This is a genomic window from Plantactinospora sp. B24E8 (genome assembly GCF_039871735.1).
Lineage (GTDB): Bacteria > Actinomycetota > Actinomycetes > Mycobacteriales > Micromonosporaceae > Plantactinospora.
Genome location: NZ_JBDPMH010000005.1, coordinates 222,836 through 235,283 on the forward strand (window position 1 = coordinate 222,836; position 12,448 = coordinate 235,283).

General features: G+C 72.4%; 13 protein-coding genes and 1 other RNA gene. 8 read left to right on the forward strand and 6 right to left on the reverse strand.

The window, feature by feature from the left end:
• Nucleotides 1–83 precede the first annotated feature (83 nt).
• The 6 genes from ABGB21_RS11150 (at nt 84) to ABGB21_RS11175 (ending at nt 4,635) form a co-directional block, all read left to right on the forward strand.
• Entirely contained in the window at nt 84–635 is a 552-nt protein-coding gene (locus ABGB21_RS11150; RefSeq protein WP_347655309.1) for a thioredoxin-like domain-containing protein, read from the forward strand.
• A complete protein-coding gene (locus tag ABGB21_RS11155) occupies nt 635–2,545 on the forward strand; it encodes an ABC transporter ATP-binding protein (RefSeq protein ID WP_347655310.1) in 1,911 nt (636 codons plus the stop codon). The genes ABGB21_RS11150 and ABGB21_RS11155 overlap by 1 nt, the downstream gene beginning before the upstream one ends.
• On the forward strand, nt 2,539–3,039 hold the full coding sequence (locus tag ABGB21_RS11160) for a S26 family signal peptidase (protein ID WP_347655311.1): 501 nt from the start codon (nt 2,539–2,541) through the stop codon (nt 3,037–3,039). Before ABGB21_RS11155 ends, ABGB21_RS11160 begins: the two co-directional genes overlap by 7 nt.
• Before the next feature lie 202 nt (nt 3,040–3,241).
• Nucleotides 3,242–3,481 (forward strand): hypothetical protein, encoded by a 240-nt coding sequence (locus ABGB21_RS11165; RefSeq protein WP_347677605.1) that lies wholly within the window; start codon nt 3,242–3,244, stop codon nt 3,479–3,481.
• An 84-nt stretch (nt 3,482–3,565) separates the two neighbouring features.
• A complete protein-coding gene (locus ABGB21_RS11170; RefSeq protein ID WP_347677607.1) occupies nt 3,566–4,012 on the forward strand; it encodes an SseB family protein in 447 nt (148 codons plus the stop codon).
• 278 nt (nt 4,013–4,290) lie between these two features.
• Nucleotides 4,291–4,635 (forward strand): hypothetical protein, encoded by a 345-nt coding sequence (locus ABGB21_RS11175; protein WP_347677609.1) that lies wholly within the window; start codon nt 4,291–4,293, stop codon nt 4,633–4,635.
• A 149-nt stretch (nt 4,636–4,784) separates the two neighbouring features.
• Here the strand turns inward: ABGB21_RS11175 and rnpB are convergent.
• Nucleotides 4,785–5,227: RNase P RNA component class A (rnpB, locus tag ABGB21_RS11180), an RNA gene on the reverse strand.
• 130 nt (nt 5,228–5,357) lie between these two features.
• Between rnpB and ABGB21_RS11185 the strand changes: the two genes are divergently transcribed.
• Nucleotides 5,358–6,224: a sulfite exporter TauE/SafE family protein gene (locus ABGB21_RS11185; protein ID WP_347677611.1), complete on the forward strand. Its 867-nt coding sequence runs from the start codon at nt 5,358–5,360 to the stop codon at nt 6,222–6,224.
• A 158-nt stretch (nt 6,225–6,382) separates the two neighbouring features.
• Here ABGB21_RS11185 and ABGB21_RS11190 read toward each other — a convergent pair whose 3' ends face one another.
• Nucleotides 6,383–8,056 (reverse strand): sodium:solute symporter, encoded by a 1,674-nt coding sequence (locus tag ABGB21_RS11190; RefSeq protein WP_347677613.1) that lies wholly within the window; start codon nt 8,054–8,056, stop codon nt 6,383–6,385.
• Nucleotides 8,057–8,062: 6 nt separating this feature from the next.
• Nucleotides 8,063–8,329, reverse strand: coding sequence for a DUF3311 domain-containing protein (locus ABGB21_RS11195; RefSeq protein WP_347655316.1), 267 nt, complete (start codon nt 8,327–8,329; stop codon nt 8,063–8,065).
• 244 nt (nt 8,330–8,573) lie between these two features.
• Here ABGB21_RS11195 and ABGB21_RS11200 point away from each other — a divergent pair, with 244 nt between their 5' ends.
• Nucleotides 8,574–9,434, forward strand: coding sequence for an alpha/beta hydrolase (locus ABGB21_RS11200; protein WP_347677615.1), 861 nt, complete (start codon nt 8,574–8,576; stop codon nt 9,432–9,434).
• Nucleotides 9,435–9,562: 128 nt separating this feature from the next.
• Here the strand turns inward: ABGB21_RS11200 and ABGB21_RS11205 are convergent, their stop codons facing one another.
• Genes ABGB21_RS11205 through ABGB21_RS11215 form a run of 3 tightly spaced genes read right to left on the reverse strand, consistent with a single transcriptional unit; the run spans nt 9,563 to nt 12,405 of the window.
• On the reverse strand, nt 9,563–10,759 hold the full coding sequence (locus ABGB21_RS11205) for a bifunctional RNase H/acid phosphatase (protein ID WP_347677617.1): 1,197 nt from the start codon (nt 10,757–10,759) through the stop codon (nt 9,563–9,565).
• A 36-nt stretch (nt 10,760–10,795) separates the two neighbouring features.
• A complete protein-coding gene (locus tag ABGB21_RS11210) occupies nt 10,796–11,536 on the reverse strand; it encodes a C4-type zinc ribbon domain-containing protein (protein ID WP_347655319.1) in 741 nt (246 codons plus the stop codon).
• The gene (locus ABGB21_RS11215) at nt 11,533–12,405 is read right to left on the reverse strand and encodes a Nif3-like dinuclear metal center hexameric protein (protein WP_347677619.1); all 873 of its coding nucleotides are present in this window, start codon (nt 12,403–12,405) and stop codon (nt 11,533–11,535) included. Before ABGB21_RS11215 ends, ABGB21_RS11210 begins: the two co-directional genes overlap by 4 nt.
• Nucleotides 12,406–12,448: the final 43 nt, after the last annotated feature.

Consider the following 12,448-nt stretch of genomic DNA (forward strand, 5'->3'; position numbering starts at 1 on the left):
CCGGGACCGGCCCGTCCACCGCCGCGTCGCTTCGTCCGTCGACCCGGACCGGGCCCCCGGGTCCCTTGGAGGTGCTGTCCGCCGTGCTCGTCGCCGCCGTCGTCCTGCTGTTTATCGTCACCGGTCTGAACCTGCTGCTGACCTTCGGGATGATCCGCAGGCTCCGTGTGCACAGCGAGATCCTCCGCACCGGCCGGTCCGGGGCCGCCAGCGACGCGGACATCATGCTCCCCGCCGGTGCGTGGCCCGCGCCGTTCGCTGGGGCCACCACCACCGCCGGTGAACCGCTGACCCGCGACGACCTGCGCGGCGTGCTCGTCGGATTCTTCGCGCACGACTGCGACGGGTGCCGGCGGCAACTGCCGGAGTTCGTGACGCTGGTCCGGTCGCTCGGACGCGAGCGGGTGGTGGCCGTGGTGGTCGACGGCGACGCCGACGCCAACCGGGCGGCCCTCGCCGCGCTGGAGCCGGTCGCCCGGGTGGTCACCGAGCCGCACGACGGCCCGCTGCAACGGGCGTTCGCGGTCCGGGGCTTCCCCGCGATGGGCGTGCTCGACGCCGACGGCCGGGTGACGGGGGCGACCATGGCGGTCACGGATCTGCCCGCCCTCCTGCCCGACCGCCTTCCGAGCTGATGGCCGGTTCGACCGACGGTCCCGGTGCCGACCGGGCCACGGTCCGGCTGGGCGTCACCGGCACGGCGCGGCACCTGGCCGCGGCCATGCGGCTGTGCTGGTCCGCCGCCCCGGGCGTGCTGCTGACCCAGCTGCTGCTCACCGTGCTGGCCGGCGTCTGGGGCTGGGTGGCGGCCCTGCTGACCAGGGCGATCGTCGACCGCCTGACGGCCGCACCGGCCGCCCCCGACGCGTCCCTGATGCTGCTCGCGGTCGGACTCGGGGCCCTCGGGATCGCCGTCGGCGCCGAGGCGGCCGTCTCCCGCTACCTCGACGCGGCCCTGGAACGCGCGCTCCGCGTCGTCGTCACGACCCGGCTGTACGGCGCCGTGAACCGGCTGGCCGGCCTGGCCCGGCTGGAGCAACCGCAGTTCCAGGACCGGATCCAGCTCGCCATGAACGCCGGCCGCGCCGGCCCCGGCCAGATCGTCACCGGGGCGTTCGGCATCGTCCAGGGTGTCCTGACGTTCGCCGGGTTCGTCGGCGCCCTCTTGGCTGTCGCGCCCGTGATGGTGGCGGTGGTGTGCGCCGCCGTCGTTCCGACCCTGTGGGTGGAGGTGGCGCTGGGCCGCCGCCGGGCGGCGATGACCTGGCGGATCAGCCACGCCGAGCGGCGCGAGGCCTTCTACACCACCTTGCTGTCCAGCCTGGAGGCAGCCAAGGAGCTGCGGCTGTTCCGCCTCGGGGACTTCTTCGCCGGCCGGTTGCTGCGCGAACTGACCCACATCAACCGCGAACAGCGGGCCGTGGACCGGCGCGCGTTCGCCGGGCACATGACGCTCGCCGTCCTCGGCTCGGTGATCGCGGCGGCCGGGCTGGTGTGGGCCATCGGGCTGGCGGGCCGGGGCCGGCTGACGGCGGGCGACGTCACCCTGTTCATCGCGGCCGTCGCCGGTACCCAGGCTGCGCTGACCGGGACGGTGACGCAGTACGGGCTGGTGCAGCAGGCGCTGCTGCTGTTCGACCACTACCGCGCGGTCGTGGCGGAACCGGCCGACCTCCCGGTGCGCGCCGCGCCGCTGCCATGCCCGTCCCTGCGGGTCGGCCTCGAACTGCGTGACGTCTGGTTCCGGTACGCCGACGACCAGCCGTGGATCCTGCGCGGGGTGACGCTCACCATCCCGGCGGGCACGTCGGTCGCCCTGGTCGGGCTCAACGGCGCGGGCAAGAGCACGCTGGTGAAGCTGCTGTGCCGGTTCTACGACCCGGTGCGCGGCAGCATCCACTGGGACGGCGTGGACCTGCGCGACCTGGACCCGGGCGAGCTTCGCGACCGGCTCGGCGTCGTGTTCCAGGACTTCATGAGCTACGACCTGACGGCCGCGGAGAACATCGGCGTCGGCGACGTGGCGCGGATCGACGACCCGGCCGCGATCGAACACGCGGCCCGGCTGGCGGGCTGCCACGACCCGATCGCGCGCCTGCCGCGCGGGTACGACACGTTCCTGTCCCGGCTGTTCTTCGCCGACCCGGCCGAACCGGAGACCGGCACGGTGCTCTCCGGTGGGCAGTGGCAGCGGGTCGCGGTGGCCCGGGCGCTACTGCGTGCGGGCCGCGACGTGCTGATCCTGGACGAACCGAGTTCCGGGTTGGACGCGGAGGCCGAGTACACGCTGCACGCCCACCTGCGGGACCTCCGGAAGGGGCGGACCAGCATCCTGATTTCCCACCGCCTGTCCACGGTGCGCGACGCCGATCGCATCGTGGTCCTGGAAACTGGAAGCGTCGTGGAGTCCGGCCGGCACGCCGACCTGATGGCGGCCGGTGGCCGGTACGCCACCCTGTTCGGTCTGCAGGCCAGGGGCTACCGGGACGGTGCCGGCGACGGCGACGGGACCACCCCGTCGCCGGTGGGCGGGCTCGCATGGTGACAGCGGTCGCGGTCACGGCGGCGTTGGTGCTCGCCGGATACGTCGCCACGGCCGTCCGGCGCCGGTTCGTCGTGGTGACCGTGCGCGGGGAGAGCATGCTGCCCACGTTCACCGACGGGCAGCGGGTGCTGGTCCGGCGGTGCGCCGTGGCCGCGGTGACGCCGGGCGACGTGGTGGTGTTCGCCGATCCCCGCGACGCCGACCGGGACCGGCTGGAGGCCGAGCGGGAACGGCTGGTTGCGGCCGGGGTGCCGGCGCTCCCGCCGCCGCCCTGGCGCAGGTCGGAGTGGCTGGTCAAGCGGGTCGCGGCGGTACCCGGCGATCCGGTTCCACGGTCGGCCGTACCGGCGCTGGCCGAGGTCGACCACGATGTCGTGCCGGCCGGTGCCCTCGTCGTGCTCGGCGACAACGCGGCCCGCAGCGACGACTCGCGCCGCTACGGCTACGTGCCCGCGAACCGGCTGGTCGGGACGGTTCTGCGCACGCTGTCCTGACTCGGGCATGGCCCGGCGGGCCGGCGCAGGGGCGCAGACGAACAGCTCCAGAGCCGACGCCGTCCTCGGCCGGCCGGTGTCGCGCAGGCCCGCCCAGGCGGCGAGGTAACCCCGTCGCGGGCGCCAGCGACAGGCTGGTCGCGGCGGAGGTGATGGTGGAGTCGACGCTGACGTCCCGGGTAATCAGACCGGGGGTGGCGGCATGCCGGAATGGCTGAGCCGCTGCGGTCGCGACGACGCGCGTGTCGTCGTGGCATCCGACCAACCCGATCGAGCCGTGCCTCCGTCGTACAACGGTTTGATTGTCGACCGGCGCGCCGTGGGTCGGCGCGGAACGGGAGGACCGGATGAGGGCAAGAGCGAGCAGGGCCGGGTACGGCTGCCTGCGGTGACGCTGCTGACCGGAGCCGTGCTGATGGTTGCTGAGCGTACGCAGCACTGACCCTCACGTCTGTCGTGGATTTTCCAGGCTGCGCATAGGCGTCTGGCTAGCGAGCCCGACGGAGCGCCGGTTATCGTCCGCCGCATGAGTGACACGCCGCTGTCGGATGTCATGGCGGAACACGCGGAGACCAAGAGCCCAGAGAGCTACGAACGCTTTCTCAGACTGTTCCGCGCTGCCACGATCGGCATCGTGGCCGTCGGGGAGCTAGCCCCCGACGCGAACGGACGTGTCATCGCTGACGGCAACCTCGGCGCAGGCAGGACTTCGCACGGCGACGGGAAATCACGCCTGCTGGCTTTCGCCGATCCCGAAGCCGCTCTACGGAACTTCGGTCCCCGGTTCAACGCGGGCGTGCCTGGTGAAGTTCTCCTTCGGATGGCCGCGACCGATCCCGAGTCCGAAGGCGTACTCGTCAACAGCGCCACCCAAGAGATCAGCCTCGTGATCAGCAAGTCAACCGCTCAGTCCCTGCTGACGCCGCCCACCGCCGAAGCTCCGGGACGGCGGCCCTGGTGGAAACGCCGCTAGTTGGCACATCTGTCCCAACGGCGCGGTTCGTTGGGAGACGACCCCGGCCAGGAAGTCAACGACCACCTCGGGAGTGTTGCAGTTCGCGGCGTGCTGCGATAGCGCGCGGCGGTACGGCAGCCGGCAGGGCTGGCCGCCGTCGTGGTCGGGGCTTCCGAACTGCCGCGCCAGTCAAAACCCGGACTGGCTTGCCACCGGGGCCACCAAGCCACCGTCAGCGCTCCTCACCGCGACACGCCACGCAGCGCCGACACCACCACGCCACCTACCCTCACCCCATGAGCACCAGCGGCGAGCCGAGAGCGTCTGCAACCACCGACGGCTGGGTCCTCACGACGAACGTCCGCGCCCTGGTCGAGTCGCTGGCCGACCTGGTCGACTACGAGGCCGACGACTGGGACTGGGACGCCGTCGAATCCGGGCTCGGCGCCACCGACGTCAACGACCCGCAAGGCTGGTACGACTATCCGCTCATCGGAGCCCGCACACTACGCCTGGAACTGGCCAACGACCCCGGGGCCACCATCACCTCGGTCCGGATCCACCATCCAGCCGACGAGGCTCTGACCGCCCGCGTCGAAACGGTCGTGTCGATGCTGGCTCGCTATCAAGTCACCCCTTGAGAGGCCAGCCCGAGCCGGGTTGTGTGCCCCAAGATCAGGGCGTCTCCAGGGGCGTCCGAACCTCGGCCAAAGTTGACCACCAACGCCAAAAGGTGCCAGGACATACGAGCAGGTCACGGCCTTGATCAGGACCGTGACCTGGGGTACGACGGACGAGTCGACCTGTACGCCGGATTCTGTGCCCGGCACGCACCGTTGCCGGTGGTGCCGGCGGCGGTCATCCATCTCGGCCTGCCGTTGCCGACAGGCTCCAGCGGCCTACCCGCAGACATCGGGCGGGCAGCCCTCAAACGCCTGCGCAGGCCATCGCCTTGCGGCGAGGGCCTTTCTTGGCCTTGCTCCGGGTGGGGTTTACCGAGCCATCCCGGTCACCCGGGATGCTGGTGGGCTCTTACCCCGCCGTTTCACCCTTACCGGATCCGGTCGATCCACGCCCGAGGGCACGAACCGCTCGTTCCGGCGGTTTGTTTTCTGTGGCACTTTCCCGCGGGTCGCCCCGGGTTGCCGTTAGCAACCACCCTGCCCTGTGGAGTCCGGACGTTCCTCGGCGGCGGGCGCTGAGGCCCGCCGACGCGACCGCCCGGTCGACTCGTCCGTCGCGTGGTCAATCGTAACGAAGATCCGAAGTAGGGGTCCACGGCCCCCGACCTGCCCACGGCAACTGCCCACCGGTTGGGAGGTTCCGGGAGCGTCGCCAGACCGCCCGGCTACCCTCACCGGCGATGGAACTTCCCGAGGTGCTGCTGGTGCTCGCCGCCGGGCTCGCCGCGGGGACGGTCAACGCGGTGGCCGGCGGCGGGTCGCTGATCACGTTCCCCGCGCTGATCGCGGTGGGGCTGCCGCCGGTGGCCGCCAACGTCAGCAACTCGATCGCCGTCTGCCCCGGTTACCTCGCCAGCGTGGCGGCCAGCCGGGCCGACCTGCCGGACCGGCGCTGGCTGATGCGGCTGGTCCCGGGCGCCGTACTCGGCACCGCCGCCGGGGGCTTCCTGCTGCTCACCACCCCGGCCCGCGCCTTCGAGCTGGTGGTGCCGTTCCTCGTGCTGGGCGCGACCGCCGTACTCGCCTTCCAGGACCGGCTGCGGCGTCTGGTCGCCGGGCCACCTCCGGGTCGACCGGCGCCGGCCACGTACCCGGTGCCGGCTGCGGCCTCCGTCGACACCCCGCCCTGGCCGTCGGCGGCGACCGACCCCGGGGGTACGACAAGAGCGGTGACCGGGCCGGCCCGGCGGCTGACGGCGATCCAGGTGATGGTGGCGGTCGGCGCGGTGTACGGCGGCTACTTCGGTGCCGCGCTCGGGGTGATGCTGGTCGCCGGGCTGGCGCTGGTGCTGGACGAGACCCTGGCCCGGATCAGTGCGATCAAGAATGTGCTCTCCGCGGTCGTCGGGTTGACCACGACGGTCGTCTTCGCGGTCTTCGGCCCGGTCGACTGGACGGCCGTCGCGCTGGTGGCGCCGGCCACCATCGGCGGCGGGTACGCCGGCGCGTGGCTGGTCCGGCGGCTGCCGTCGGCGGTGCTCAAGACGGTGATCGTGGTCTTCGGTACGTCGGTCGGTCTGCTGCTGCTCTACCGCGCGCTCGGCTGACCGCCGTCGCCCGGTCCACCGCCCGCGACGGAGGTTGGGCCGCCGGGCAGAGGAGATCCCCGTGACCAGGGCGGCTCGCCGCGTACGGGGGCGACGCGGCGAACGGGGACGGGTCCCTGGTCACGGGGATCTGGAGGGGTGGCGGTGGGGAGGTCCGGTCAGATCTTGGGGGCGGGTTCGGTCGCCGCGCCGGCGACCTCGGCCTCCTCCCGGGGCGCCGGGACGACCCGGGGGTCGCTTTCGTCGGCGAAGTAGTCGTCGGTCTCGGTCCCGTCGGCGCCCTCGGTGACCTTCGCCGCCCGCAGGATGAGCGTGACGATCGCCGCGACCAGCAGGTTGACCGCGACGGCGACCAGTCCGACGTAGATGGTCCGGGTGGAGCCGTCGAAGCCGAGCTTGGCCAGCGGGAACGCGGAGCCGCCGAAGTGGGCGCGTCCGGTGGCCGGGTTCGGAATCTGGTAGAGCATCCACATTCCGAGGCCCATGCCGGCGGCCCAGCCGGCGATCAACGCGCCACGGTGGAACCAGCGGGTGTAGAGGCCGAGGGCGACCGCCGGCAGCGTCTGCAGGATGATGACGCCGCCGATGAGCTGCAGGTCGATGGAGAACTGCGGGTCGAGGAAGACGATGCAGGCGACCGCGCCGATCTTCACCACCAGCGAGGTGATCTTGGAGACGTTCGCCTCCTGGGCCGGCGAGGCGTCCTTGCGCAGGTACTCCTTGTAGATGTTGCGGGTGAAGAGGTTGGCCGCGGCGATCGACATGATCGCGGCCGGCACCAGGGCGCCGATCCCGATCGCGGCGAACGCGACTCCGGCGAACCAACTCGGGAACTGCTGTTCAAAGAGCAGCGGTACGACGGTGTTGTTGTCGACGCTGCCCGCCGAGTTGCCGGGCAGCGGGGTGACCCCGGCCGCGATCGCCATGTAGCCGAGCAGGGCGATCAGCCCGAGCAGCAGGCTGTACGCGGGCAGCGCCGACATGTTGCGCTTGATCACGTCCCGGTTCCGGGCGGCCAGTACGCCGGTGAGGCTGTGCGGGTACAGGAAGAGCGCCAGCGCCGAACCGAGGGCCAGGGTGATGTACTGCAGTTGGTTGTTCGGGTTGAGCAGGATGCCGTCCCCGGGTGAGGGGCTCGCGTCGAACTTGGCGTCCGCCGCGTCGAAGATCTCCCCCCAGCCGCCCAGTTTGTACGGCAGGTAGATGATCGCCACCAGGATGACGATGTAGATCAGCGAGTCCTTGACGAAGGCGATCAGTGCCGGTGCCCGGAGTCCGGACTGGTAGGTGTAGGCGGCCAGGATGGCGAAGGCGACGATGATCGGCAGGTGCCGGGCCAGGGTGCTCTCCCCGCTGACGCCCATGGTCTTGAGCACCGCCTCGATCCCGACCAGTTGCAGCGCGATGTACGGCATCGTCGCCACGATGCCGGTGATCGCGATGATCAGCGCCAGGGTCGGTGAGTCGAACCGCTTGCGGACGAAGTCGGCCGGGGTGACGAAGCCGTGCCGGTGCGACACCGACCAGAGCCGGACCAGTACCAGGAAGACCAGCGGGTAGATGATGACGGTGTACGGCACCGCGAAGAACCCGGCCGCGCCGGCCCCGAACAGCAGCGCCGGTACGGCCACGAAGGTGTACGCGGTGTAGAGGTCGCCGCCGACCAGGAACCAGGTGATCCAGCCGCCGAAGCTGCGTCCGCCGAGTCCCCACTCGTCGAGGTGCGCCATGTCCTTCGGGGCCCGCCACCGGGCAGCCACGAAGCCCATGCCGCTGACCAGCAGGAACAGCAGCGTGAAGACGATGATCTCAGTGAGATGGTCCCGCCACACCGCGACTCACCTCCGCTTCTTCGTCATCTGGTAGACCAGCGTGGTGGTGCCGACGCCGAGCACGATGAAGGCCAGCTGCAGCCAGTAGAAGACCGGGAAGCCGAACAGCCGTGGCGCGTCGGTGTTGAACAGTGGGGTGACCAGCGGCACCACGATCGGGACGAAGAGGAGCCAGTTCCAGGGACTGTGGTCCTTGGCTCGGGACACCGCCGTGGTCGGTGCCGTGGTCGCCGCCGTGGCTGGTGCCGCCGACTCCGGATCAGCTTCGCTCATGCCGCCCCCTTGGGAGGACCGTCGGATCTGCGTGTGACGCCGGAGGTTAGGACAGCGTGTCGGCCGTCACGTTCGGGAAACGTTATCGATGCGCCCAGCGGTGACTGCGGTGCGCCGAGCGGCGGTCGGATCGACCGGCCCGGCGGGTGACAAGCTGGCCGATAACGGATGTTCCGCACGTGAGAATATCGAAGTTCGGCGATTCATCTTGATCCGCGTACGGGAGTTTTGCCATCCTGGCCCGATGCCGCGCTTCTCCTCGTACGACAGCACCGGGTTGGCGTACCACGTCATCGGATCCGGCCCGCCGCTGGTCTGTCTACCCGGTGGCCCGGCCCGGGCGTCGAGCTATCTCGGAGACCTGGGCGGGCTGGCCCGGGAGCGCACCCTGCTCCTGCTCGACCTGCGCGGCAGCGGCGAGTCCGCGACCCCGGAGGACCCGACGACGTACCGCTGCGACCGGCTGGTGGACGACGTCGAGGCGTTTCGACAGCATCTCGGCCTGGACCGGATGGACCTGCTCGCCCACTCCGCCGCCGGCAACCTCGCCGAGCTGTACGCGGCCCGGTTCCCCGACCGGCTGGCCCGGCTCGTCCTGGTCGCCCCGGGTCTGCGTGCGGTCGGGGTGGAGACGGTCGGCTTCGCCGAGGCGGTCGACGCCCGCTCCGGCGAGTGGTGGTACGCCCCGGCCAGGGCGGCGATGGACGCCTGGCAGGAGGCGGCGGCCCGGAACGCCGACCCGGAGGAGGTGGCCGCGCTGCGCACCGCCGCCGCGCCGTTCGCGTACGGCCGGTGGGACGAGCGGGCCCGGGCGCACGCCGAGGCCGAGCAGTGGGAGCGGTCGCCGGTCGCCGCCGCCGGGTACTACGACGGCTTCAGCCCCGACGTCGACGAGGTCCGGGCCGGCCTGGCCCGACTCGACGCCCCGGTGCTGATCGTGGCCGGCGAACTGGACCCCGCGCCGACCCCGGCGGCGGCCCGGCAGTTGGCCGCGCTCCTCCCCCGGGCCGAGGTCGCGGTCCAGGGCTGCGCGAGCCACTCACCGTGGGTCGACGACCCGGCCCGGTTCGTCAGGACCGTGCTCACCTTCCTCAGCGCCGACTGACCAGGCAGGCGCACCGGCCACCCCGGCCGCCCCGTCGCCGCCGACGGGCCAGCCGGGAGAGCCGGCAGCCCAGCCAGAAGAAACGGCAGGCCAGCCAGGAGAGCCGGCCGACCAAGCCGGGAGAGCCGTCAGAGTCCGGTGAGGTGGGCGGTGTCGTTCACCGACCGGACCGCCATCCCGCCGTCCGGCCAGATGTCGAGCACGGAGAGCCCGGCCGGGTCGAGATAGAGCCGGTGCAGGAAGGTGTCGCTGGCGGCGAGGGCGTCCCGCAGCGCGATCTTCAACGGCGAGACGTGCGAGACCACCACCACGGTCTCCCCCGGGTACGCGGCGAGCAGCCCGGCCATCGCCCGACGTACCCGTACGCCGACCTCGGCGAAGGACTCCCCGCCCGGCGGTGCGACCTCGGTCGAGGCGAGCCAGGCGTCCATCTCGGCGGACCAGTGCTCGCGTACCTCGCCGAAGGTCTTCCCCTCCCATGCGCCGAAGTCGCACTCGATCAGGTCCGGCTCGACCTTCAACGGCACCCCGCCGAGCCCACCCGCGATGATGCCGCCGGTCGCCGTACACCGGGACAGCGGTGAGCTGACCACGGCCGCGACCGACGGGGCCAGCCCGGCCACCCGGCGGGCCGCCGCGCCGGCCTGGGCCAGGCCGCGGCTGGACAGTGGCACGTCGCCCCGGCCGGAGTACCGGCGCTGCTCGGTGTATTCGGTCTCGCCGTGCCGCACCAGGAGCAGCCGGGTCGCGGTCTCCGCCGGCCGCGGTTCCCAGGAGCTGCGGGCGGTGGAGCCCTGCGCGGCGACCTCGGTGGCCCGGGCCCGGCCGGTCGACTCGGCGTCCGCCGTACCGGCGGCGGTGGCAGCGGCGGCCGTCGCCGGCCCGCTCTCCGTCGCCGCCTTCGGCACCTTGCCGGCGGCCAGGTCCATCGCCGCGTTGGCCAGCGCGTCCGCGTGCCGGTTCCGCTCCCGGGGAATCCAGGTGTACGTCACCGCGTCGAACCGGCGGACCAGGCCGGCCGCCTGCGCGGCGAGCGGACGCAGCCCGGCGTTCTTGATCTGCCAGCGCCCGGCCATCTGCTCGACGACAAGTTTGGAGTCCATCCGCACCTCGACCCCGGTCGCCCCCACCTCGCGGGCGGCCTCCAGGCCGGCGATCAGCCCCTGGTACTCGGCGACGTTGTTGGTGGCGACCCCGATCGACTCGGAACGTTCGGCCAACACCTCTCCGGTGTCGGCGTCCCGGACCACCGCCCCGTACCCGGCCGGACCGGGGTTGCCCCGCGCCCCGCCGTCCGCCTCCACCACGACCCTACGACCGCCCACCGGCACGCTCCCTGTCCGACCGACCATTCCGCCTCGTCACAGCCCCGACTCGGCGGTACGGACCATGATCCGCCGGCACTCCTCGCAGCGCACCACCTCGTCCGGCGCGGCGGCCCGGATCCGGGCCCGGTCCGCCCCGGACAGTTCCAGCCGGCAGCCGCCGCAGCGGCCACCCGTCAGCAGCGCGGCGCCGAGTCCGCCCGACGTCTCACGGATCCGGTCGTAGAGGGTCAGCAGGTCACCCGGCAGGTCCGCGGCCAGCGGCTGGCGGGCCCCGGTCTTGAACTCCTCGTCCTTGGTGATCTCGGCCAGCGTCTCGTCCCGGCGTCCCTCGACCTCGGTACGCCGCTGCCGGGCGGCGGTGATCCGCTCCTGGATCCCGTCGAGTACGCCCTGCGCGGTCTCCCGCTGCTCCATCAGCTCCAGCTGGGCGTCCTCCAGCTCGGTCTGCCGCCGGTTGAGCGAGACCAGCTCGTGCTGCAGCGCCTCCAGCTCCCGGGCCGGGCCGCTGCCCATGGTCAGCCGGGCCTCGTCCCGGTTCTTCCGGGTCCGGACCTGGTCGACGTCCCGCTCCAGCCGGTCGATGTCGCGGTCCAGGTCGTCGACGGCGACCTGGGCCCGGATCCGCTCGTCCTCCAGCGCGGAGAGCTCCCGGGCCAGGGTCTCCAGTTCGGCGTGCTCCGGCAGGGTACGGCGCCGGTGGGCGAGCTGGGCGAGAGCGGTGTCGATCGCCTGCAGGTCGAGCAGACGACGTTGCTCTTTCGGGTCGGCCTTCATGAGCGGGACTCCTTGTCCACGGCGGAGGCGGGGGATGCGGCGTGCACCGTCCACGGGTCGGTGTCCAGGTCGGACACCACGGTTTCGACGGGCAGGTGGGTACGCAGGTGCTCGGCGACGTCGTCCAGCCAGGGCCGCTCGGTCGCCCAGTGTGCGGCGTCGAGCAGTGCCGGGCCGCCCTCGGCGACGTACTCGCTGACCGGATGGTGCCGCAGGTCGGCGGTGAGGAAGGCGTCGGCTCCGGCCCGTCGGGCGTCCTCGAGGTAGGAGTCGCCGGCACCGCCGCTGACCGCGACGGTACGGATCATCCGCCCGGGGTCGCCGGCGGCGCGGACCCCCCAGGCGGTCGGCGGCAGCACCTCGGCGGCGTACCCGGTCAGGTCGGCCAGCGTCATCGGGGCCGGCAGTTCGCCGACCCGGCCGATGCCCCGCCCCTGGCCGGCGGCCGGGCTGCCCGGCGCGGCCGGCCGCAGCGGACGCAGCCCGGTCAGGCCGAGCCGGGCCGCCAACGCGTCGGAGACGCCGGGGTCGGCGACGTCGGCGTTGGTGTGCGCGACGTAGAGGGCGACGCCGCCACGGATCAACTGGTGCACGATCCGCCCCTTGTACGTCGTCGCCGCCACCGACGAGACGCCCCGCAGCAGCAGCGGGTGGTGCGCGACGATCAGCTCGGCGCCGTGGTCGAGCGCCTCGGCGACGGTCTCCGGCACCACGTCGACCACACAGCAGATCCGGCGTACCGGTGCGGAGGGCTCCCCGACCACCAGCCCGACCCGGTCCCACCCTTCGGCCCAGGACGGCGGATAACGCCCGTCCAGGACAGCCACGACATCGGCCACGCTGGCCGTCGGAGATCCGGATGCACCCACGGCGGCCCAGCTTACCGGCGACGAGCCGCGATCCGCGCCGCCG